Source organism: Rhodococcus marinonascens NBRC 14363, assembly GCF_001894885.1.
GTDB lineage: Bacteria > Actinomycetota > Actinomycetes > Mycobacteriales > Mycobacteriaceae > Rhodococcus_F > Rhodococcus_F marinonascens.
On sequence record NZ_BCXB01000001.1, the window covers coordinates 332646 to 355710 of the forward strand.

The 23065-nt window shown below is 65.0% G+C and carries 22 protein-coding genes; 12 read left to right on the forward strand and 10 right to left on the reverse strand.

Annotated features, from left to right (window positions below; genetic code table 11):
• Positions 1-185 precede the first annotated feature (185 nt).
• Positions 186-497, reverse strand: a complete 312-nt coding sequence (locus RM2_RS01565) for a hypothetical protein (protein WP_139277637.1) — start codon at positions 495-497, stop codon at positions 186-188.
• A 111-nt stretch (positions 498-608) separates the two neighbouring features.
• A complete protein-coding gene (locus RM2_RS01570) occupies positions 609-818 on the reverse strand; it encodes a hypothetical protein (protein WP_072687073.1) in 210 nt (69 codons plus the stop codon).
• Between the two features lie 740 nt (positions 819-1558).
• Between RM2_RS01570 and RM2_RS01575 the strand changes: the two genes are divergently transcribed.
• From RM2_RS01575 to purM, 4 genes are all read left to right on the forward strand, one after another.
• Positions 1559-1888 carry a hypothetical protein gene (locus RM2_RS01575; protein ID WP_169846663.1) on the forward strand — a complete coding sequence of 110 codons (330 nt, stop codon included), beginning with the start codon at positions 1559-1561 and terminating at the stop codon, positions 1886-1888.
• Between the two features lie 564 nt (positions 1889-2452).
• Positions 2453-2704: a hypothetical protein gene (locus tag RM2_RS01580; protein WP_139277640.1), complete on the forward strand. Its 252-nt coding sequence runs from the start codon at positions 2453-2455 to the stop codon at positions 2702-2704.
• A 160-nt stretch (positions 2705-2864) separates the two neighbouring features.
• A complete protein-coding gene (gene purF / locus RM2_RS01585) occupies positions 2865-4442 on the forward strand; it encodes an amidophosphoribosyltransferase (protein WP_072687076.1) in 1578 nt (525 codons plus the stop codon).
• Between the two features lie 235 nt (positions 4443-4677).
• On the forward strand, positions 4678-5757 hold the full coding sequence (purM, locus tag RM2_RS01590) for a phosphoribosylformylglycinamidine cyclo-ligase (RefSeq protein WP_072687077.1): 1080 nt from the start codon (positions 4678-4680) through the stop codon (positions 5755-5757).
• A gap of 147 nt (positions 5758-5904) precedes the next feature.
• Here purM and RM2_RS01595 read toward each other — a convergent pair whose 3' ends face one another.
• From RM2_RS01595 to ygfZ, 4 genes are all read right to left on the reverse strand, one after another.
• Positions 5905-6105, reverse strand: a complete 201-nt coding sequence (locus tag RM2_RS01595; protein ID WP_072687078.1) for a DUF3073 domain-containing protein — start codon at positions 6103-6105, stop codon at positions 5905-5907.
• 182 nt (positions 6106-6287) lie between these two features.
• Positions 6288-7241, reverse strand: a complete 954-nt coding sequence (locus tag RM2_RS01600; protein WP_072687079.1) for an asparaginase — start codon at positions 7239-7241, stop codon at positions 6288-6290.
• A complete protein-coding gene (locus tag RM2_RS01605; protein WP_072687080.1) occupies positions 7241-7933 on the reverse strand; it encodes an MOSC domain-containing protein in 693 nt (230 codons plus the stop codon). Before RM2_RS01605 ends, RM2_RS01600 begins: the two co-directional genes overlap by 1 nt.
• Complete coding sequence (ygfZ, locus tag RM2_RS01610; RefSeq protein WP_072687081.1) at positions 7930-9051, reverse strand: CAF17-like 4Fe-4S cluster assembly/insertion protein YgfZ; 1122 nt, start codon at positions 9049-9051, stop codon at positions 7930-7932. The genes RM2_RS01605 and ygfZ overlap by 4 nt, the downstream gene beginning before the upstream one ends.
• A 61-nt stretch (positions 9052-9112) precedes the next feature.
• On the opposite strand from ygfZ, the gene RM2_RS01615 reads away from it, so the two are divergent.
• The 5 genes from RM2_RS01615 to cydC all read left to right on the forward strand — a co-directional run bounded on the left by RM2_RS01615 (position 9113) and on the right by cydC (position 16033).
• Positions 9113-9985, forward strand: coding sequence for an aminodeoxychorismate lyase (locus RM2_RS01615; RefSeq protein ID WP_072687082.1), 873 nt, complete (start codon positions 9113-9115; stop codon positions 9983-9985).
• A 133-nt stretch (positions 9986-10118) separates the two neighbouring features.
• Complete coding sequence (locus RM2_RS01620; protein WP_072687083.1) at positions 10119-11615, forward strand: cytochrome ubiquinol oxidase subunit I; 1497 nt, start codon at positions 10119-10121, stop codon at positions 11613-11615.
• An 11-nt stretch (positions 11616-11626) separates the two neighbouring features.
• Positions 11627-12664, forward strand: coding sequence for a cytochrome d ubiquinol oxidase subunit II (gene cydB / locus RM2_RS01625; protein WP_072687084.1), 1038 nt, complete (start codon positions 11627-11629; stop codon positions 12662-12664).
• Positions 12661-14364 (forward strand): thiol reductant ABC exporter subunit CydD, encoded by a 1704-nt coding sequence (gene cydD / locus RM2_RS01630; protein ID WP_072687085.1) that lies wholly within the window; start codon positions 12661-12663, stop codon positions 14362-14364. The genes cydB and cydD overlap by 4 nt, the downstream gene beginning before the upstream one ends.
• On the forward strand, positions 14354-16033 hold the full coding sequence (gene cydC, locus RM2_RS01635; RefSeq protein ID WP_072687086.1) for a thiol reductant ABC exporter subunit CydC: 1680 nt from the start codon (positions 14354-14356) through the stop codon (positions 16031-16033). Before cydD ends, cydC begins: the two co-directional genes overlap by 11 nt.
• Positions 16034-16304: 271 nt before the next feature.
• Here the strand turns inward: cydC and RM2_RS01640 are convergent, their stop codons facing one another.
• From RM2_RS01640 to RM2_RS01655, 4 genes are all read right to left on the reverse strand, one after another.
• A complete protein-coding gene (locus RM2_RS01640) occupies positions 16305-17027 on the reverse strand; it encodes a heme-binding beta-barrel domain-containing protein (protein WP_072687087.1) in 723 nt (240 codons plus the stop codon).
• 277 nt (positions 17028-17304) lie between these two features.
• Complete coding sequence (locus RM2_RS01645; RefSeq protein ID WP_072687088.1) at positions 17305-17610, reverse strand: DUF1416 domain-containing protein; 306 nt, start codon at positions 17608-17610, stop codon at positions 17305-17307.
• A 3-nt stretch (positions 17611-17613) separates the two neighbouring features.
• Entirely contained in the window at positions 17614-18450 is an 837-nt protein-coding gene (locus RM2_RS01650; RefSeq protein ID WP_072687207.1) for a sulfurtransferase, read from the reverse strand.
• 588 nt (positions 18451-19038) lie between these two features.
• Positions 19039-19818 (reverse strand): LmeA family phospholipid-binding protein, encoded by a 780-nt coding sequence (locus RM2_RS01655; RefSeq protein ID WP_072687089.1) that lies wholly within the window; start codon positions 19816-19818, stop codon positions 19039-19041.
• 137 nt (positions 19819-19955) lie between these two features.
• Here RM2_RS01655 and RM2_RS01660 point away from each other — a divergent pair, with 137 nt between their 5' ends.
• The 3 genes from RM2_RS01660 to pstS all read left to right on the forward strand — a co-directional run bounded on the left by RM2_RS01660 (position 19956) and on the right by pstS (position 23001).
• A complete protein-coding gene (locus RM2_RS01660; RefSeq protein ID WP_072687208.1) occupies positions 19956-20729 on the forward strand; it encodes a winged helix-turn-helix transcriptional regulator in 774 nt (257 codons plus the stop codon).
• On the forward strand, positions 20726-21646 hold the full coding sequence (gene mshD / locus RM2_RS01665) for a mycothiol synthase (protein ID WP_072687090.1): 921 nt from the start codon (positions 20726-20728) through the stop codon (positions 21644-21646). Before RM2_RS01660 ends, mshD begins: the two co-directional genes overlap by 4 nt.
• A 236-nt stretch (positions 21647-21882) precedes the next feature.
• Complete coding sequence (gene pstS / locus RM2_RS01670) at positions 21883-23001, forward strand: phosphate ABC transporter substrate-binding protein PstS (protein WP_072687091.1); 1119 nt, start codon at positions 21883-21885, stop codon at positions 22999-23001.
• The last annotated feature ends 64 nt before the right edge of the window (positions 23002-23065 follow it).

Genomic DNA, 23065 nt, shown 5'->3' on the forward strand with positions numbered 1-23065 from the left:
GCTCCCGGTGTTCAGCTCGACGCAGTTGCCGTCAGAGTAGGTCGCTGCAACTCTCTCACGCCGGCCCGTTGCTGCGGCGAGGTTTGATGATCCGAATCTCGAAGCGAGTGCGGGGCTGGTCCCGATCATGGGCATTGGCGCGCACACAGGACTGTGGCCTGGGGATCTATCGGACGAACACCTGACTATAGGGATGTGTATTCGCGGATTTTCCCGCGGGTGTGGGGGCGGTGGTCGCCGAGTCGGATTCCGAGGGTGGGGAATTGGGTGGCGATCTGCAGGTCGGTCAAGGGTGGGGTGAGTGGGATGTCGGCGTAGCCGCGGTCGTCGTGGTCCCAGTGGCCGTCGGGGTCGACGGCTCGGACCCGGGCCACCATGCCGTCGACGATGTAGATGATCGCTTTGAGGCGGGTTCGGCGGGTTCGGCGGGCGGCGGCGACCGGCCACCATTTGCGGTCCGCGTCGAGTTGGGCGCGTTCCACCCACCTCGTGCTCACTGCGTTGTGGCTCATCATGCCGTCAATTGATCACGGCCCCCGGATACGGGAACACCCTCCGGGGCCTCGTGGGTGTTGGGTGCAGGCGATTACTCGGCGACTTCTGCACTGTCAGCGTTTGAGGGAGGCCCCGGCCTCGAAGGCATCGTCGAGGATCAATCTCTCGATTCGTTCAATGTCCCGCCAGGTCTTCGCGGCGTCGACATCAGGGGCGCCCGAGGCTGGCAGATCGAACACCTTGCCGCCGATACTCGCCCGCAGTCGCTTCTTCGGATACTTCAACTCCAGCGCGATCCGGTGTCCGTCCAGCACCCCCAGCACGTCGAGAGACAGTCGACTCCGTCCTCCCCACCGACAGCTTCTTCTCCAACCGCAACTGCGTAACGTTGTCGGCAAGCACCAGCGCGAGAGCATGCTGGAAGTCGCTTTCCGAGTGGAACAGTGGACGCTGGCGAGCAAGCTTGTCCGTCCATGACTGCACGTACACCGCAAGATCTAGCACCCGTCCTCCTGTCAGGTAACCCACAGAACCAGTACCAGAAGGCATTTCGTCGCGCCAAAAATGCACCCATGGTGCAAGAGGTGTGTCGGCATTTCGGGCTGCATCAACCGGGCCGCAGCCAGGAGAGAACAACGGCACGCAAGTTGCGGGATCGGCTGCGGGAGGTAGGCCGGGGACGGCACACGTTGGGGGAGTTCGGTTTCACGCATTCGCCAGGGTGTCGTCTGCCGCCGGCGCCGGCGGCATTTCGGTGGCGCTGGCCTTATGGGTTCGCCGCGGGCTTCTTCTTGCGCCGGCGCTTTCTGCCGGAGGTGGCCGCGGTGACGGCTGGTTCGCTCTGAGCCTTGTCCGTCAGGCCCTTCCCGATCGGGAAGGGCCTCCAAACTTCGATCGATCGTTAACTTATGGTAGGCCGAGCCGATATCGGCCAGTGCACGATAAGTAATTCATGAGTCTGGAGATGAAGCGAAGCAATGAGACGCCTATTCAAGATCGCAAGCTTGCCCTTCCGCAACGCTGGATACGCCCCGACTTACGGCTACATAGGAAGCTGACCATCATGCGACTCACCTTGACCCGATCCGCAATCCTGACCGCGGGGCTATTCCTGGCCGCAGCCCCTGCAGCCGCCCACGCCCAAGACTCCATCGGTGGCGGGAGCCTTCCCGCAGGCAGCTATGTCCAGTCGGATTCCGCTGATGCCCTCTGGGAGGCTAATCGATTCCCTCGGACCTACACCCCGGAGCAGATCACTGAGTGTAGGGAAGCTGCCGCAGGCGGCGTCTCAACCGGCCTGGGCCCGTGCCCCACGGCACCGATCACCGCTCTGGACCTCGCTGCATCACGCCTGATGTTCGGCTCCATGGAGCTGGTGTTCGGCGGCTCCTAGGGTTGATTCAGCGCACCGCCTTTCGGGTCGGCGCCACGTCCTGTGGTGTCGACCCGATCGGTCACCGCAGCGAGGCAACTGCAGACGAGGGTGCCGCCATACCGAAGAACAACGAGGACACCAGGCCGAATCCGGCTGAGCGGAATCGCAACAACCCGCCAGCGAAGAACTGATCTCGAGAACGGCTGTGCCCCCGGATTAGCTCCGGGGGCACAGCCCTGTCTGGCGTGTTCCCCGTGAATCGGTCCGGCTGGTTTTTGAGTCCTGATTGCCTGGGTGAGGGCGTGGAAGGGGCGATAGGGATCATGGCTGGCCGCAAACGGCACTCGGCGGAGGATGTGGTGCGTAAAGTTGCGGCGGGATCAGAAGATCTCTGCACAACCGCCCGTTCGCCCAGCACATCGTGCAGTCGACTTCTGAAATTGACACCGGTGGCCTCTTGTATCGATTTCCGGGTGCTCGCTGGTGTCTCGGAATCGAACCCTTCCGGGACACCCCGACCCCGCTGCGAACGGACCGGTGCGACCTCAAGCTTTCCTGTCCCAAAAAACTGTCCCACCGCCCATGTCTCGCTCCGGAGCCGTGTCGGTGGGTTCCGGGACACTGCCCGGTGTGAACGATCTCCTCGGCTACGCCAGCGTCTCCACCGCCGATCAGGACCAGGCCCGGCAGCACGACACCCTCACCGCTGCCGGCCTCGAGTGTGGACTCACACCGCCATCGGATCGAACATCAAGCAACCCGAACTCGACGCCCTCCGCCTCCGGCGACGGCTTCCCCGTCCAGCGCCTCGACCGCCCTCCCGGTCCCGCCTGATCGCGTGCGGTGCGCTCCCAACCGCGATGATCTCGATTGGCGCCCGAATGACGAGGAATGCCGTGTGCCCGCGGTTCAATCGGCACCGTGGACGAAGCGCCGGCGGATGGCACGTAGACTGACCTTGCCCCTCACACGCCCATCCCCAGGGAGCACCCCGGTGACCAGAGCCGATCTGTCGGTCCACAGTCCAAATCTCCTCTCCTCGAGCCCGTCCGACGAGGACGAGAACGAGCCCCGCGAAGAATGCGGGGTGTTCGGCGTTTGGGCGCCCGGAGAAGATGTCGCGAAACTCACCTACTACGGACTTTATGCGCTACAGCACCGCGGACAGGAGGCGGCAGGCATCGCCGTCGCCGACGGCTCGCAGGTGCTGGTCTTCAAGGACATCGGGTTGGTCAGCCAAGTGTTCGACGAGCAGACCCTGGCAGCAATGCCCGGTCACGTCGCGGTGGGCCACTGTCGTTACTCGACTACGGGTTCGTCCACGTGGGACAACGCGCAGCCGATCTTCCGTACCACCGCCGCGGGTAGTGGTATTGCTCTCGGGCACAACGGCAATTTGGTCAACACGGCAGAGCTTGCTCAACGCGCGCGTGCAGCGGGACTGATCAACGACAAGCGCCCCGGCGGCGCCACGTCCGACTCGGACATCGTCGGTGCGCTCCTTGCCCACGCCGCCGCCGACACGACCATTGAGCAGGCGGCTATGACGCTGCTGCCGACGCTGCGCGGCGCCTTTTGCTTCACGTTCATGGACGAGCACACGCTCTACGCGGCTCGTGATCCGCACGGCATCCGCCCGCTGTGCCTAGGGCGCCTGGACCGCGGCTGGGTGGTGGCGAGCGAGACAGCAGCCCTCGACATCGTGGGCGCGTCCTTCGTCCGCGACATCGAGCCCGGCGAACTCCTCGCCATCGACGCCGACGGTGTCCGCTCCTCACGTTTCGCGAACCCGGAGCCGAAGGGCTGTGTGTTCGAATACGTGTATCTCGCGCGCCCAGACAGCGTCATCGGAGGACGGTCGGTGCACTCCACCCGTGTCGAGATCGGCCGCCGTCTCGCCACCGAGCATCCCGCCGACGGCGATCTGGTCATACCGGTACCGGAGTCGGGCACCCCCGCAGCAGTCGGATACGCGCAGGGGTCGGGCATTCCCTACGGCCAGGGTCTGATGAAGAACGCCTACGTCGGCCGAACATTCATCCAGCCGTCCCAGACGATTCGCCAGCTGGGTATCCGCCTCAAGCTCAACCCGCTCAGGGAAGTCATTCGAGGCAAGCGACTTGTGGTGGTGGACGACTCCATCGTCCGCGGCAATACTCAGCGCGCGCTCATCCGGATGCTCCGGGAGGCCGGTGCGCTGGAGATCCACGTCCGGATCGCGTCGCCGCCGGTCAAGTGGCCCTGCTTCTACGGCATCGATTTCGCCTCCCCGGCGGAGCTGATTGCCAACGGCGCGACAGGCGGCTCAGAGCCCAGCAGCTTCGACGAGATGCTCGACGGTATCCGCCGCTCCATCGGTGCGGACACCCTCGGCTACATCTCCACCGACAGCATGATCGCGGCCACGGAGCAGCCGGCGTCGCGACTGTGTGCGGCCTGCTTCGACGGCACGTACCCCATCGCGGTCCCCACGGAGATCGGCAAGAACGTTCTCGAAGGAATGCTCGAAAGCGCTGCGGGAAGTCCCGCGACCCGGGAGAACGACAATGCGAGTGCCCTCAGCCGACCGTAGTCGGGTGAGAGTGTCGGGGGCTTCGCCTCCGGGGAATCGGCTCGCTGAGCCGATTCGAGGAATCGCGAAAAGGGAGCGGTCGTATTCGGTGTTCACCGCTGTCCGCTGATCGGGATTCGCACACTCAACTGGGGATTGATCTGTCGATTCCGGTACCGTAAGGACGCAATCACAGCACTCGATTGCCCGACCCGCAAGATTTTGACGAGCAACAGAAGGCTGGAGTAACAACCCCATGACCGAGGATCCGACAAGTCGCCCTGGCGCGTCCTACGCCGACGCAGGAGTGGATATCGCCGCAGGTGATCGGGCGGTGGAACTCTTCGCTCCCTTGGCCAAGAGAGCCAGTCGCCCCGAGGTTCTCGGTGGCCTCGGTGGATTCGCGGGTCTGTTCGCGCTCAAGGGTGACTACAAGGAACCGCTGCTGGCGGCCTCCACCGACGGTGTGGGCACCAAACTCGCGATCGCGCAGGCGCTCGACAAACACGACACTGTGGGCCTCGATCTGGTCGCAATGGTGGTCGACGACCTCGTTGTGTGCGGTGCCGAGCCGCTTTTCCTGCAGGACTACATCGCCGTCGGGCGTGTCGTCCCGGAGCGCGTCGCGGAACTCGTCAACGGCATCGCCGAAGGTTGCATCCAGGCTGGTTGCGCTCTGCTCGGTGGCGAGACGGCCGAGCACCCCGGCGTGATGGCCGACGGCGACTACGACCTCTCGGCGACCGGAGTCGGCGTCGTCGAGGCCGATCAGGTACTTGGACCCGACCGCGTGCGTCCGGGCGACGTCGTGATCGCCATGGGGTCGTCCGGACTGCATTCCAACGGTTACTCGCTGGCCCGCAAGGTCCTGCTCGAGATCGGCCACATGAGCCTGACGGCGCATGTCGACGAGTTCAGTCGGACGCTGGGCGAGGAGATGCTCGAGCCCACCAAGATCTACGCGAAGGACTGCCTGGCGCTCGCCGCTGAGACCGACGTGCGAACGTTCTGCCACGTCACAGGTGGTGGACTTGCCGGCAATCTTGCGCGCGTCATGCCCAAGGGCCTGGTCGCCGAACTTGATCGCGGCACCTGGAGTCCGGCTCCGATCTTCGCGATGATCGCACAGCGCGGACGGGTCGAGCGGACAGAGATGGAGCAGACCTTCAACATGGGTGTCGGCATGGTCGCCGTGGTGGCGCCCGAGGACGTCGATCGTGCGCTGGCCGTCCTGACGGCGCGACACATCGATTGCTGGACGCTGGGCAGCATCAAGAAGTCGCAGGACGTGTCGGCTGTGCGCGCCGTTCTTGCCGGCGATCACCCAAGGTTCTGACCAGCGCAGATTCTGGGGGTCTGCACCCCATACGTCGGTCCGGGGCGAGCTAGTCGCCCCGGACCGACGTCTGAAAGGGGCCTGCGCCCAAAAAGGCGGAAATGAGGGGGAGCCTTCGGCTCCCCCTCATTTCGCTGTCGTCAGCTCTCAGTGCCGCCAGTCGTCGTCGTCCTCCCGGGAGTGACCCTCCCTGTCGGCACGCTGGTCGGCGAAGACCTCGTCCCGTTGCGAGGTAGACGACCCACCCGAGAGCTCCCTTTGCAGGCTGTCAAAATCCGTGGTCGGTACGCTGTATTTTAGCTCGCGTGCAACCTTGGTCTGCTTTGCCTTAGCCCGGCCGCGGCCCATGGCTGACCCCCTCGCGCTTTCGCGGGGCGGCCTGGGGAATTTGGCGGCCCCGTTTGAGTGTGTAAGTTCCTGACCCACACTCTAGCGTGCAAAAGTCGCTCGCGCTCCCATCCCCACCCCAAAGGCGTGTCAGTTAAGTCTCATCGGGCTCGCGAGCAGCCCCGATGAAGGGCATTTTGCGTTCAAAAGACTCCTGGGATTGCGCAGACGGTGCCCACCCGGACCCCGCCGCCGAGTACTGGCTGTGATGCGAGTGCCGCCAGATCTTCCGTCCACAAGACCCCCATGCGGCGGAGAAGTGCTGTGGCAAGCGGCAACCGGGCACGCTCGTGACCGTCGTCGATCTTGAGCGCGAACGCCGAACCGTCCGGCATCGCGCCTGCGTAGACACCATCGGCGCCCGCTTTCGAAAGCAATCCGGGTACGACCGGCATCAATCGCGCGTCGTCCTTGCCGCTTCCCGACACGAGGTAGGGGTGCTCGCGGATGGCGTCGGCGACGGCGAGTTCGGGAGAGTCGGATTCCGCGGTCACGAGCCGGGCGAACGCGCGAGCCAGGTGCGTCAGCGACAGCGGGACGATCGGTAGCCCGCATCCGTCGATTCCGAGTTCGGCGTCGACGTCGCCGCTGATGGAGCCGAGCGTCTCCACGATCGCGAGTTGCAGTGGATGCGTCGGCTCGAGGTAGTTGTCCACGGGCCAGTCGTTGATCAGGCAGGTCGCGAGCATCGCGGCGTGCTTGCCCGAGCAGTTCATGTACACCGGCCGGGGAAGCTCACCCGCGGCCAGCAGCTCAGCCCGGGCGAGCTCGTTGGAGGGCAGATCGGCCGGGCAGCCGAGCTGGGCATCGTCGAGGCCGTGGCGGATGAGGAGCCGCTCGACGAGTTCGATGTGATCCGATTCACCCTCGTGGGAAGCCGTCGCGATCGCGAGTTCTTCGGAACTGGACGGCACGAAGCCGTTCCGCAACATCGTCACGGCCTGCCAGGGCTTGTTCGAAGATCGAGGGTAGATCGGTGTGTGCACCTCACCGAGGCTGAGCGCGATCTCGCCGTCCGCGCGCAGGATCACCGCGGAACCACGGTGAACGCACTCCCTGAATCCTGAACGCACGACCTCGACCAGTTCAATGCTCACTACTGCACCCGTACTTCCAGTCCGGCGATCCACCGCCGGGCCGTCTCGACGACGGTCGGTGAGAGATTCGCCTGCTGTTCGAGCAGCGCGACGAGTCGCTCTGGGTCGTGGCCGGTGAACAGATCGCGCACGGTGACACCGTGGGCGGGCACGTGGAGTCGGTGGACTGCGGCGCCCGCGGTGACCGATCCCTCCGTTACCACCCGCAAGTACGCACCCGTGTCTGCGCGCTGAGTGAAGCGTTTGACCCACCGCGGTTCGGCGGCCCACACCCCGAACGTGCCGCACGGCGTCCGGGGGCCCGTCACCTCCAGTTCGGTCGTGCCGATCCGCCACCGCTCGCCGATCACGGCGTCGGTCGTGGCGATCTGGTCGAGGCGCAGGTTCTCGCCGAACCAGCCCGGGGGAAGCTCGCGCCCGAGTTCCGATTCCCAGCGCCTCGCTTCGGCGTCCTGGTAGGCGTAGACGGCCTTGAACGGGCCGCCGTGAAATTTTGTGTCACAGACGTGGTCACCGGACAGTCCGGTGGTCGTCACACGCACAGCGCCGTCGAGGGGTCGCTTGTCGATCGCTGTGCGGGTCACCCGCCCGGTCCCGCTGCTGCGTTCGGTGTGCAGGACGCAGACGGTCAGTACCTTCCCGGGCGCCACCTTCTCGGTCGACTTCCCGGTCGACACGTTGGCGGTGTTCATCGGCCCCTCAGGCGATCGACAGCGGCACGGCCGGCCTGGATCCGATCGTCCTCGATCACCGAGTCGGGATCGATGGAAGCGGCGCAGGGTCCAGCGACCAATTCGGTGTCGACGGGGATGGAGCGTTTGACGAGGGCCAGCGCGATGGGTCCGAGGTCGTGATGGTCGATCACGGTGCCGATCCGCCCGACCGTGCGGCCGCTTACCGTCACCGGGTCCCCGGCATTCGGCCTGCCCTCGGCGCTGCCGTCGAGGTGTAGCAGAACCAGATGGCGAGGCGGTTTACCGAGATTGTGAACCCGGGACACCGTCTCCTGTCCGCGGTAGCAGCCCTTCTCGAGGTGTACCGCGCCGTGTTCGGCGGGGCCGCCGATCCAGCGCACCTCGTGCGGGATGGTCCGGTCGTCGGTATCGAGACCGATCCGGGGTCGCACCGCGGCGACCCGCAGCGCCTCGAACGCCCAGGTTCCGGCGGGGGCGGCTCCGGCCGCGGTGAGCCGAGCCCACCAGTCGGCGAGATGCTCGCGCGGAATGAGGAGATCGAACGAATGCGCGGTCGGCCACGGCATGCGTCGGACGAAGCCTCCGCCGGGTACCGAGACAACTGCGTACGGCTCCACGGGAGCGGTGACGCCGGCTCGGTCGAGTACCGACGCCGTGTCGGGTCCGATCATGCTGAGGACCGCCAGTTCGCTGCCGTTGCGGGGCTCGGCTTTGGACCAGAACACCATCTTGGTGAGGAACGTGAGCAGATCCGGTCCGCGATCTGCCTCGGTGTCGATCCACGTGAGGCCGTTCAAGTCGGTCTGTATGAAGTGGTGTTCGACGCGTCCGTTAACGTCGAGGCTGAGGTTCTCGGCGCTCGTGGCGTCGGGGAGGGCGGAGACGTGCTGGCTCGAGATGGTGTGCAGCCAGGTGAGCCGTTCGGGTCCGCCGATCGCGATGACGAACCGGTTCGACCGGTCGACGACTACAGCGGAGCGTTCGGCCTTGCGCTGTTCACCGAGGGGATCGCCGTAGTGCCAGGCGACGCCGGTGTCGGGGGAGTCCGCAGGCGCAGGGACCGCGCCCGCAACGTTGAGGAGTGGACTGGGTGAGACGGGCAGTGTGTCGACCACTCAACCAGTCTAGGGATCATGACCCGGCGGTGGCGGAGTGCAGGGTCGATAGGCTGGCCGCATGTCTGATCAAGTGTTGGTGACGTTGGACCACAAAGTGCGAGACGCCGATGTCCCGCTGCTGCACGCGGACGATCTGGCAGTGGTACGTGGCGACGGAGTTTTCGAGACGCTGCTGGTGCGCGGCGGTCGTGCACTCAAGTTGGAGCCGCATCTCACTCGGCTTGTGGCGTCGGCCCGTGCTCTCGGATTGTCCAACCCGGATCTGGACGAGTGGCGACTGGCCGCGGAGATGGCCGCGGAGGAATGGGGGGCCGAGCGGGAGGGTGCGCTGCGGCTCGTGCTCAGCCGCGGACGAGAGTCCGGTGGAGACGAGACGGCGTTCGCCACCGTCGGACCGGTGTCCGAACGGATCCTCGAGGCGCGGCGCGACGGGGTGTCGGTACTCATGCTGGCCCGGGGCTACTCGGTGGATCTGTCGGCGAGTGCGCCATGGCAACTGCTCGGCGCGAAGACGCTGTCCTATGCGACGAACATGGCGGCCTTACGGTATGCGGCCACATTCGGGGCCGAGGATGTGATCTTCGTCAGCAGTGAGGGCAATGTGTTGGAAGGGCCACGTTCGACGGTGGTCATCACCCGTGGGAAGACGCTTCTTACGCCGCCTCCCGAGCACGGCATTCTGCCCGGCACCACGCAGCAGGCCCTCTACGAAGTGGCGTCAGGTAAAGGATTCCGTTGCGAGTACGCTGCCCTGCGTCCGGCAGACCTCATTACGGCGGACGGGGTTTGGCTGATTTCGAGCGTCACTACAGCCGCCCGAGTGCGTAAGATCGACGGGCTGGTCTTGCCCGCCGCGCCTCTGGCCGACGAGATTGTCGCGTTGGTCGACCTGGCGATCGAGACGACGGGTACCGAGTCCGCCGCGGTTTGACACTGCTACTACATTTCGTAGTAGCGATGCACTGCGGGCAGAGTGGGCCCACAGTACGTTGTTTTCAGGGTTCGGGCGCAAGCCCACGTACCGGCCTTGGAGTCTGTCCCACGGGCCTAGTTTCGGAGTAGACATGGATGCCTTGGATGTCTCCCGGTGGCAGTTCGGCATAACCACCGTCTATCACTTCATCCTCGTTCCGCTGACGATCGGGCTCGCCCCGTTGATCGCCGTCATGCAGACGATGTGGGTGGTCACCAAAAAGGACCACTGGTATCGGCTCACCAAGTTCTTCGGGAAGCTCTTCCTGATCAACTTCGCTCTGGGCGTTGCCACCGGCATCGTGCAGGAGTTCCAGTTCGGCATGAACTGGAGCGAGTACTCGCGCTTCGTCGGTGACGTGTTCGGCGCTCCGCTCGCTCTCGAAGGTCTCGTCGCATTCTTTCTCGAGTCGACGTTCCTCGGGCTCTGGATCTTCGGGTGGGGACGGCTGCCCAAACTCGTCCATCTCGCCACCATCTGGCTGGTGGCGATCGGGGTGAACGCGTCCGCGTACTTCATCATCACCGCCAACTCCTTCATGCAGCACCCGGTGGGCGCGGATTTCAATCCCGAGACCGGGCGCGCGGAACTCACCAGTATCTGGGCGCTGCTCACCAACAACACTGCGCTGGCAGCCTTCCCTCACGTCTTGGCGGGGGCATTTCTCACCGCAGGTACCTTCGTGGCCGGCGTCGGCGGCTGGTGGATGGTGCGCAACATGCGCAGGTCCAAGGAAGCCACCGAACTGGCTGTGGCGCAGAAACATGAAGAAACTGCAAGGACGATGTTCCGTCCGATCACCATCTTCGCCCTCTGGGTCATGGTGGCGTCCGGTGTCGGGCTGGCCATCACCGGCGACATCCAGGCCAAGCTGATGTTCGAGCAGCAACCCATGAAGATGGCTTCGGCGGAATCGCTCTGCCACACCGAGACCGGGGCAGACTTCTCGATACTCACCGTGGGCACCCAGAATAATTGCGAGAACATCACTCAGCTCATCAAGATTCCGGGGCTGACCTCGTTTCTGGCCAACGGCGACTTCAACTCCACCATCGACGGCGTCACCGAGATCCAGGCGCAATACGAGGAGATGTACGGGCCAGGTGACTACAAGCCCAACCTGTTCGTCACCTACTGGACCTTCCGGGCGATGATCGGCTGGGCGGCCGGCGCGGCACTACTCGCCGTCGTCGGGCTGTGGATGACCCGCGGGGGGCGTGTCCCGGAAAAGAAGTGGTTCGGCTGGTTGTCCATCCTCATGATCCCGACGCCCTTCCTCGGGAACAGCGCCGGATGGGTGTTCACCGAGATGGGCCGTCAACCGTGGGTCGTGGCACCCAACCCGACCGGCGTGGACATGATCCGGCTGACGGTCGACCAGGGCGTCTCGAATCACTCCGCGTGGACTGTCTGGGTCTCTCTGATCACGTTCACGATCGTCTACGGGGCACTGGCCGTCGTGTGGTTCGGACTGATCCGCCGCTACACCGTCGAGGGCCCACTCGAACACGACGCGCATCCACCGGGCGACGACCATGACGAGCCCGAAGAACCGGGTTCGCCCAAACCACTGTCGTTCGCGTACTAGGGGAGACGGTCATGGGACTTCAACAGATTTGGTTCATTCTGATCGCGGTGTTCTTCATAGGGTACTTCCTGCTGGAGGGATTCGACTTCGGCGTCGGGATGCTGATGCCCGTGCTGGGCAGGCGCAAGGACCCGAAGGGTGACACCCGCCGGCGGGTGGTGCTCAACACCATCGGCCCCGTGTGGGACGGCAACGAAGTGTGGCTCATCACCGGCGGTGGTGCGTTGTTCGCGGCCTTCCCCGAGTGGTATGCCACCTTGTTCTCGGGCTTCTACCTACCGCTGCTGATCATCCTCGTTGCGCTCATCGTCCGAGTCTGTGCCATCGAGTACCGCGGCAAGATCGACGACGACAGGTGGCGAAGGCGCTGCGACTGGGGCATCGTGTTCGGCTCGTGGGTACCCGCCGTGCTCTGGGGTGTCGCATTCGCGAACATCGTGAGGGGCGTCGACATCGATGCCGACAAGCAGGTCACCGCGAGTTTCTTTGATCTGCTCAATCCCTACGCGCTGCTGGGCGGTCTCACGACCGCTCTCGTCTTCGCGTTGCACGGCGCGGTATTTCTGGCACTGAAGACGGCGGACGAAGTACGCGCGGATGCTGTTGCATTGGCGTCCCGGTTGGCCGTTCCAGCCATTCCTGTCGCTGGAGGCTTCGTGTTGTGGACGCAGTTGGCGTACGGCAAGGGTTGGACATGGATTCTCGTCGTGGCGGCCGCCGCTGCGCTCCTCGGGGTCGTCGCGCTCACCCGCGCCGAGCGTGAGGGATGGGCCTTCCTGTTCACGTCAGTCGCTGTCGTCGGTACGGTCGCCCTGCTGTTCGGTTCACTGTTCCCCAACGTTATGCCGTCTACGCTGGATGCTGCCTACAGCCTGACCATCGAGAACGCGTCGTCGAGTCACTACACATTGACGGTGATGACGTGGGCCGCGGCCTTCCTCACCCCGGTGGTGCTGATCTACCAGGGCTGGACGTATTGGGTGTTCCGTCAACGGATTTCGACCAAGCACATCCCGCCGTCGATCGGGCTCCCGTCGAAGCGCACATGACGATAGAGGTGGGCGACGCTCCCGTACCGGCGCAGGTAAGTCCAGGCGGGGAGCGCGCCTCCCGGCGGCCCGTCGATCCACGTCTGTGGCGCTATTCGGCCGCAGCCCGCGGGTATCTCGTTCTCACGGTCGGATTGTCGCTCGTCAACGTCGCGATGGTCATCGTGTCGGCGCTTATGATCGGGCGGGTGCTCGGTGGCGTGATCGTCAATGGCGCCACCGATCTCGGCCAGTGGTCCACCGAACTGGTTGTGCTCGCGATCGCCGTGGGCGTACGGGCGGTCGGTACCTGGCTACAGTCCCGGTTCGCGCACCGGGCCGCCACGCGCGTCGTAGCAGAACTGCGGGGCGAGGTTCTGGGTGTCGCCACCCGGATGCAACCGCGCGAGCTCGATCCGCGGCGAGACGAGATCGCGACCGTCCTCACCCGTGGAATCGATGGCCTGCTGCCGTACCTCATCGGCTATCTGCCCGCGCTGGTCCTCGCGGCGACGCTTACCCCGGCAACGTTGGTGGTCATCGCCTTTCAGGATCTGACGTCGGCAGCGATCATCTTTGTCACGTTGCCGCTGATCCCGATCTTCATGATCCTCATCGGCTTGCTCACCAAGGGCAAGGCCGCGAAGACCCTGACTGCAATGACCACGCTGTCCTCGCAACTGCTCGACCTCCTGGCTGGGTTGCCAACACTGCGCGCACTCGGACGTGAGCAGGGCCCGGCGATGCGGATACGGGAACTCGGCGATGCCCACCGCCGCACTACGATGTCGGCGCTGCGGGTGGCGTTCCTGTCCTCGATGGTGCTCGAATTGTTGGCAACCCTGTGCGTGGCACTCGTCGCTGTCAGCATCGGACTGCGGTTGGTGTACGGAGACATGGGACTGGAAGCGGGGATCGTGGCACTGATCCTGGCGCCCGAGGTGTATCTCCCGCTGCGGATGGTGGGTACCCAGTTCCATGCCGCCGAAGACGGAATGGCTGCGGCGAGCAGGGCCTTCGCGGTCATCGATGCCGACCGGGACGATTCTGGCCACGGCACCGAGATCGTCGAGTTTGCCGGTGCGCGTATTGAATTCGAGGATGTGGACGTTCGGTCCCGCTACGGTAGCGCGCCTCACGGGTTGACCGGTGCCCTCGAACCCGGTGCGGTGTCCGTGTTGACCGGACCGAACGGATCCGGGAAATCGACCGCGGTGCAAGCTCTTCTCGGCCTCATCGACGTGGACCACGGTGAAGTGCGGGTCGCAGGCAAGGCTGTCGGGGCACTCGACCGGTCTTCGTGGTGGGCGCAGGTGGCGTGGCTCCCGCAGCATCCCGTTCTGGTTCCCGGAACCCTGGACGAGAACCTTCGGCTGATCGGCGAGGTACTCGATCTCGAGGAGGCCTGCGCAGCAACTGGTTTCGATGTGGTGCTCGCCGAACTGCCCGACGGATGGGGCACTCGGGTAGGAGCAGGGGGAGTGGGGCTGTCGCTTGGCCAGCGGCAGCGACTCGCTCTGACCAGGGTTCTGTCGACCCGCAGGCCGGTTCTGGTGCTGGACGAACCCACCGCGCACCTCGACGACAATTCCGAGCGGACCGTACTCGACTCGCTACGACGTTTGGCCGCCGCGGGGCGGACCGTTGTGGTCGTCGGGCACCGTCCGACCCTTTTGGCGGCCGCCGATCGGGTGATCGAGGTGAGCGCCGATGTCGCGTGATCCGTTGATGCGGGCGCTGCCGCTCCTCGCTCTGCAACCAGGGCGTGTAATGCGCGCAATCGGCGCCGGAGTCGCCACGTTGGGCAGTGCGCTCGCGTTGGCGGCGCTGTCGGCGTGGTTGATCACGCGGGCGTGGCAGATGCCGCCGGTTCTGGACCTCAGCGTGGCCGTCGTGGCGGTGCGGGCGCTCGGTATCTCTCGCGGAGTATTCCGCTATCTCGAACGGTTGGCCACTCACGACACCGCGTTGCGCGGGACCACCTCCGCCCGCACCCAGTTGTACCAGCGACTGGCCGATGGAGAACCCGCGGCAGCGGCGGGCCTGCGTCGCGGCGAACTCCTCGCCCGCACCGGCTCGGACGTCGACACCCTCGGCGATGTCGTGGTGCGCGCACTCGTCCCCATCGCCGTCGCCGTCATCTTGGCCGTGGCGGCCGTCGGCACACTCGCGTTCATTTCCCCTGCCGCAGCCTTGGTGCTTGCTGTCGCGCTCGCGGTGTCGGGGGTGGCGGCGCCCTGGTTGTCTGCGCGGGCCGCTAGCACAGCCGAGACGTCCAGCGCGCAGGCGCGGGCCCGATTCAGCGAGAACGCCGTCACTGCGCTCGATCACGCCGCGGAGCTCCGGGTAGCCGGTCGGATCGACAGGACAGTGTCGCGGGCCGTGGACGCCGATCGCGCCGCCGTGGCCGGTACCGACCGCGCCGCCGTACCGACCGCATTCGCGGACGCGGCAACCCCCCTTGCGACCGGGGTGAGCGTGATCGCCTCACTGCTCATCGGCATGAACCTCTACTCCTCCGGGACGATGAGTCCGATGGCGGTGGGAATCCTGGTGCTGCTGCCGCTTTCGGCATTCGAGGCCACGACCGCACTGCCCGCTGCGGCGGTGGCGCTCACCCGGGCCAGGATCGCGTCGAGTCGCATCCTCGCCGTTCTGGACGCAGCGGTCGCTGATCCGCGCACAGGAGATCGCGATCTGGATGGTCCGACCGAGATCGTCGCGGAGGCGCTGCGATGCGGGTGGCCACGTGGTTCTATCACCGCACCTCTCGACCTTGACCTCCAGCCAGGTGCCCGCGTTGCAGTGGTCGGGCGCAGCGGCGCCGGAAAGACCGCCACTCTGATGACGGTCGCCGGACTGCTTCCACCGATCTCGGGGACCGTCCGAGTCGACGACATGGATCTGCGCCGCGTGGAGTCCGGCGCTCTCCGCCGGAACGTCGGCTTCTTCGCCGAGGACGCACACCTATTCGATACTTCGGTGCTCGAGAATCTGCGGGTGGCGCGCGGCGGTATTCAGGAAGCGGAGGCACTCGACGTCCTGGGTGCCGTCGGACTCGGGGCCTGGGTATCCGGGCTACCGCGGGGCCTGCAGACGACGCTCGCCGGCGGTGCCAGGGCGGTGTCGGGTGGGCAGCGCCGCCGACTGCTCCTGGCCCGGGCTCTCCTGTCGCCCGCGCGGGTGCTGTTGCTCGACGAACCGACCGAACACCTCGATGCAGTCGAGGGCGCGGACCTCCTCCGAAGACTGCTCGCCCGCGACGGCGGACTAGTGTCGCCGCACCGCACAGTCGTGGTGGTCACCCACCAACTTCCCGAAGATACCAGTGCTGACCTGGTGATACGAGTCGAGAATTTGCAGAGCGAAAATACATTGCCCGCTGCGTGAGCGCGGCGTACTTTCTTCAGTACACGAGGAAGGAGGTGGTCTGAAATTGAATGACAAACGGACACGTGAGGTGGCTGCCGGCTAGCCGCTACCGCTGATGGAATTCACTGACCGCGCGAGCGACGAGCGAATCCCAGGCAGCTACCCGGCCCCTGAGCCCCCGGTCTGGTCCAGATCGGGCCCGGTGCGACATGCACCGGAGGCTCGGGGGCCGATCGGCGTCCGTGAGTACTAGTCGACATTCCTCTGCAAGAGTGTGCTTGCAGAGGAATCAGCCGATGTAGCGGGCGAGCCGCGCGGAGAGGTGGGGGAGGAGTTCACCGTCCGCGTTGACGCGTTCCTCGACGTAGGCCAAGTCGCCGCCCTCGACGATGCCGTAGAGACGCTTGGCGCCGCCGACGAGGGCACCGGAGGTGCTGCGGATCACGACGTCGGTCGTGAGTTCCCACGACGACTGCGTGAGGGCGCGACCGTAGAACAATTCGACGATGCCGGAACTGTGGGTGAGGAGCAGTTCGACGACTTCTTCGTTGGTGCTGCCAGGGATGCCGTCTCCGCTGATCCGCCAGAAGCCGGATTCGCGGAGGTCGGGACGCACGTACTCGCCTTCGGCATCGAGAAGCCAGGACCGCGATTCCCAGCTGAGGTAGTTGCCACCGTTGTGGGAGACGATGATCTGCTGGCCGAAGCGGTAGTCGCCCGTGCCAGCGTCCTGACCTTCTCCTTCGCCGCGCCACACGCCCACCAGGGGCAGTACTGCGAGGAGTTCGTTGTTCAGATCCGGGCCGAGACGGAGATTGGCCGTGTCCTCGGACAACGGAAGGTCCGGAAGCTGAGGTAAGTTCCGCGAGGCCGTCGTCTTGGAACGCTCGATCGCATCGGCAACGGCCGCATCGCCGCTACCACGACGCGCACCAGGGGTGCCCCCGGCCGAAGCTTCGGAAGTCGGCTGCTCGGGAGAGGGATCTGCGCCTGCGTCCGGGGTTCGACTCACGACTCGTCGGTGACCAGGCGGTAGATCGTGTACAGGGAGAACCACGTGATCAACACCGCGGCAAGGACAAGAAGTACCTCGAATAAGATAACCACGGTGCCATCCTAAACCGAGGCCGCCGAACGCCCGAAACGGGAGACATATTCCCGAGACTTCGGCCAGGCCCTGCACCTCCACCCCAAAAAAGGCAACCAGTGGGTTGGTTTCGGCGCTCTCGCACACCGAAAGGGCCCGCTCCGAATCGGAACGGGCCCTTTCGCGTGTATCGGCTCGTGATTTACTCGCCGACGATGACGTCGACGTTGAGCACGCCGGCGCCGGTCGGGCTCACCGTGGAGGTGCCGTTGCCTGAACTGGACAACGCACGCACGGTCCAGTCGCCGGGTGCGGCGAAGAAACGGAAGTCTCCGGTGCCCGATGCGACGACCTCGGCGGTGAACTCTCCACCACCGTCGAGGAGCCGGACGAACGCTCCACCGATCGGCTGGCCGTCAGCGGCGAGGACGCGGCCGGTGATGACCGTTTCCTTCTCCACGTCCACGCCCGCGGGCAGGGTCTGGGTCTGTACTGGTGCTCCGCACATGATTCAGTGAACCTCCAACTCGATTGGTGCGCCGACGAGTGAGCCGTATTCGACCCAGCTGCCGTCGTAATTCTTGACGTCGGACTTGCCGAGGATTTCCTTGAGCACGAACCAGGTGTGGCTGGAGCGCTCGCCTATACGGCAGTACGCGATGGTGGGCTTGGACTCGTCGTAGCCCTTCTCCGCGTAGAGCTTCTCGAGGGCCTCGTCCGACTTGAAGGTGCCGTCCTCGTTGGCGGTGGTGCTCCAAGGGATGTTGATCGCGCTCGGGACGTGTCCACGCTGCTGAGCCTGCTCCTGCGGCAGGTGCGCCGGCGCGAGGATCTTGCCGGAGAACTCGTCGGGTGAACGGACGTCGATGAGGTTCTTGTTCCCGATGGCGTCGATTACCTCGTCGCGGAACGCTCGGATCGACAGATTGGGCGCTTTGGCCTCGTACTTGGTGGTCTCGCGGATGACGGCCTCGCGTGAGAGGGGGCGCCCGTCAAGCTCCCACTTCTTGCGGCCACCGTCGATCAGCTTGACATCATCGTGGCCGTACAGCTTGAAGTACCAGTATGCGTAGGCGGCGAACCAGTTGTTGTTGCCACCGTAGAGAACGATGGTGTCGTCGTTGGCGACGCCTTTGGCGGACAGGAGATCGGAGAACTGCTGCTGGTTCAGGAAGTCGCGGCGGACGCCGTCCTGCAGGTCCTTCCGCCAGTCGAGGCGAATGGCACCTTCGATGTGGCCGCCGTCGTATGCGCTGGTGTCCTCGTCCACCTCGACGAAAACGGTCTTGGGGGTGTTGAGGTTCTGCTCAGCCCAGTCGGCGGAGACTAGGACATCGGAGCGAGCCATGGTGTTCCTTTCGGTGCGTATTTGCACGGTGCGTATTTGCACGGTGCGTATTTGCACGGTGTGTACTTGCTCGGTTCGGGTGGTGGTGACCAACGCCACGAAGCGGAGGCCACGGATGCCGACCCTCAGGGCGTCGAGTGAGGTGAACATATGAAGCGATCCTGCGTAAGTCCGCAATGCCGGCTTGGCGCCGAGAAACGATGGAAGTGCGTCATCATCGTCGGTCTCGATCACGTGCGTGGAGTCTGCGGTGTCAGCAGAGAGCGACAGCCCTGGTGATCAGCGGCAGATACAGCAACAAGCCCCGAGGCGACACAGATCGACCGTGCGGCGTCGGGTGAGCATGAGCTCCTGGCTGGATTGCACGGGCGCCAGTTTACCCCGTTTTCCGGGAACTTGAAGCCCGGGGGGTCGACTGCGGGATTTCGGAGCGGTTCGCAGAGCGGCCGGGGTGGATGCTCCGGCTATCCGGAAGTGCGGACGCAAGATGGAGCCGGGAATGGAGTTCCCGACAGCGGTACTTGCGAGTTCCCTAGGGAGAGATCAGTATTCGGCGACTACGAATCCTCCTCCGGTGGTGGTTGCCAGCTATCTTCTCTGTAACCCGTCCAGGTTGATCGTGACGTTGTCACCCACACCTTCGATGACGATCTGCGACCCCTCCGCATAAACCTCTGTCGGCTGCACACCGAACGGGAGTTCCCGGGGGTCGATCGTCCGGGTGAAGAGACCGAGGACTGCGTGAGCCAGCGGATCCGGGATGGCGAAGTCGGCCTCGCCCTCCGGCCCGAAATAGAAATCGCTAGCGACAATCTTCACCTGGCCGCCGTCGAGCACCAGGTCGGCCTGAACGCTGACCGTCGTCTCGAGGGGCCCGACCGGGACCGTGCCAGTAAGGACTACTCCGCCCGCGGTGGGCGTGCCCGAACCGCCGGAACCGCCGGTGCCGTCCGACCTGCTGGCAGGCGGGGCCGAAACCTGAAGGTCTGCAATGTCGAGAAACTGGCCCAAGTCGGTGGCATCGATGAGCATCCTGCCGGAGAGGTGATCGACAGGAACGGTCGCCACGGTGCCGTTCACCAACTCGGACAGGGGTGCAGAGACACCCTGTAAGGTGGATTCGATCGTCACCTCACCTACCTCGTCGCTCTGCACCCCCTGGGCGCGAATCTCGATGTCGTCATATTTTCCTTCCCACGCTTGGATGAGAAACGGGAAACCGTGCACCGTGACCTCGGGATCTGCTGTGAGCGACGCGCCCGCCCTCAGTTCCCTCGAGATCCGGTACTCCGCGTACGCCGCCGAGCCGAAGTCGACGACGAGACCGAGAGCAACGAGGAATACCATTCCAATGATGAGTTTCCGCACGGCCCCATTGTGGCCGACGCCGTTCCGCGGAATGTCGGCGCGATGCGCCTGCGCCGGGTTGCGGGGGTTCGGCGCAACGGGCCCCGACTCCGGCGCGCTACTCTGTGACCGACAAGACTGTCGAGATGGGAGGTCGTGTGGAGTTACTGCTTCTTACCTCCGACCCCAATCCTGAGGCGGTCTTGCCTGCCCTCGCGCTGCTGGCGCATTCGGTGCGGCCTGCCCCGAAGGAGGTCTCGTCCCTCCTCGAAGCGCACTCGGCCGACATTGCTCTGGTGGACGCACGCATCGACCTCGCAGCGGCCCGCGGTCTCTGCAGGCTATTGGGTAGCACGGGTTCCGCGGTTCCGGTGGTGGCGGTACTTACCGAGGGCGGCCTGGTGGCCGTCAACTCCGACTGGGGGCTCGACGACATCCTGCTCCCGGACAGCGGGCCGGCCGAAGTGGACGCCCGCCTCCGACTGCTGTTGGGGCGCAGCGGCGGCGGCGCGAACCCGGAGGCTTCGGGCACGATTACGCTCGGCGAACTGGTCATCGACGAGGGCACTTACACGGCCCGACTTCGTGGGCGTCCCCTCGACCTCACCTACAAAGAGTTCGAACTCCTCAAATATCTTGCGCAACATGCGGGACGAGTCTTCACTCGTGCGCAGTTGCTGCAGGAGGTGTGGGGATACGACTTCTTCGGCGGTACCCGCACGGTCGACGTCCACGTGCGCCGCCTGCGCGCCAAACTGGGCAGCGAGTACGAATCCTTGATCGGCACGGTACGCAACGTCGGCTACAAGGCGGTGCGTCCCGCTCGCAGCAAGTCGGGCGCGTCCGGTAATTCGGCGGCGACGGTGGCACCCGGGGACGACCTCGATGATGAGGGTGTCGAATTCGAATCCTCGGAAGGGCCGATCCGATGACGATTCCCGTGCAGTCTTGGTCGGCGCGACTCGAACCCCGACAGGTGGCTGGCGTGTCCGCTCTCCTGGATCGGGCGGCGGCGGCGGACGGTACCGCCCCAGTGTCGGAGCAGGGAGTCCACGCTGTGTCCAGCTACGGCGGCGAGGGTGGTGTGCGTCACCTGGTATGGACCGATGCCGACCGGATCATCGGATATGCCCAGTTGCAGCCGGGGCACGAGGATCATCCCGCCATGGCCGAACTGGTGGTGGACCCCGAGGCACGCGGTCGGGGCATCGGCGGCAGGCTAGTGTCCGAGGCATTGTCCGAGGGAGGGCCGGATGCGAGAGTCTGGGCGCACGGAAATCTGCCGGCGGCACAGGCGGTAGCGCGGCGACTCGAGCTCACCGGCGCGCGCGAACTGCTGCAGTTGCGACGCCCGCTCGCCGGTGCTGATCTTCCGGAATGTGTTGTGCCGGAAGGCGTTTCGCTTCGTGTGTACCGAGGGGTCGAGGATGATTCCGAGGTACTGCGCGTCAACGGTGCCGCATTCGTCTGGCACCCTGAGCAGGGGTCGTGGACCGAGCGTGAAATGGCCGAGCGCCGTGCGGAGGCCTGGTTCGATCCCGCTGGATTGTTCATGGCGTTTTCCACCGCGGACGAAAACAGGCTCCTCGGGTTCCACTGGACCAAGGTGCACCCGAAGCAGGGCGGCGACCCGGCAATCGGAGAGGTCTATGTCGTGGCCATCGGCCCCGACGCGCAGGGGCGGGGTCTCGGCCGGTTGCTGACACTCGCCGGATTGCACTATCTCCGTGACCGCGGGCTCGGTGCGGTGCTGCTCTATGTGGAAGGCGACAATACTCCCGCACTGCGCACGTACGACCGTCTCGGGTTCGAGAAGTTCCACGTCGATATGGCGTATGCGCGTGCGTGACGCCGCGCACGTCCACTGAGACCTCCTGCAGGCGTCGGCACCAGGCGTTCGTGTCGGAAATGTGGATAGATACTTGCGCTGTTCACTTTCCGTTCACCAATCGTGGTCCAGCTGGTAATCGGCTCCCCCTATTTTTCTTTGTGGGCAACGCCGTGTTGCCCGGTGCAGGAGTGTCTTGTGCCGCGCCCCAAGTCGCCCCCCGTTTTCCGGGCGTGACGGTATTTCCGGAGGACTAGGTGAATTTCAAGCGCAGCGGAACCGTATTCGGTGCAGTGGCCGTGGGGGCACTGACCCTGGCCGCGTGTGGAAGCGACAACAACGCCACGTTGAGTGGCGTCGACGCCTCCGCGTCGAACGCCACCTGCGAAGGCAAAGCCAACCTCTCTTCTGCTGGTTCCACGGCACAGAAGAATGCCATGGACCAGTTCGTGTCCACCTACATCGCCGTCTGTCAGGAAAAGGGCAAGCAAGTCAACGTCGCGTACAACCCCAGTGGTTCGGGTGATGGACGCACCCAGTTCGTCGCCGGCCAGACCGACTTCGGTGGCTCCGATTCGGCGATCACGGGCGAGCAGGCCGAGCTGGCGACGGCCCGCTGCGTCGGCGGCGAGGCCTGGAACCTTCCCCTCGTCTTCGGTCCCGTCGCCATGGCGTACAACCTCGACGGGATCGACAACCTGGTGCTCGACGGCGAGGTTGTAGCCGAGATCTTCAACGGAACCATCAACACCTGGAACGATCCGGCCATCGCCGCACTCAACGAGGGCGTCACGCTGCCCGACCAGAGCATCACCCCGGTTTTCCGCTCCGATTCCTCCGGGACCACCGACAACTTCCAGCTGTACCTGGAGGCTGCGTCTAACGGCGCGTGGACCTCCGGTGCGGGTTCCGACTTCACCGGCGGTACCGGTGAGGGTGCCAGGGGCTCGGCGGGCGTCGCGCAGGCCGTGTCCGCTGATGCCGGCTCGATCACATACGTCGAGAAGTCCTTCGCGGACCAGAATAATCTGTCGGTCGCGCAGATCGACAACGGCTCCGGCCCTGTCGAATTGACTACCGAGTCCGCGTCGAGGGCCATCGAGGGTGCACAGTACGCGGGTTCGGGCGAGGGGGATATGGCCCTCGACCTCGACTCGATTTATGGCACCGCCGAGCCCGGCGCATACCCGTTGGTACTGGTGACCTACGAAATCGTGTGTTCGAACGGCTACGCGGCCGACACCTCCGCCGCGGTGAAGTCGTTCCTGACGAGTGCCGCGAACGAGGGGCAGAACAATCTCGGCGAGCTGGGTTATATTCCGCTGCCCGAGACCATGCGGTCGAAGCTGAGTGAGTCAATCAACGCTATCGCCTGATCGCCCACCGCTGGCTCGGATCGCCCGGGTCCCAGATACTCTGATGAGGGAGAATGCCAGCGCG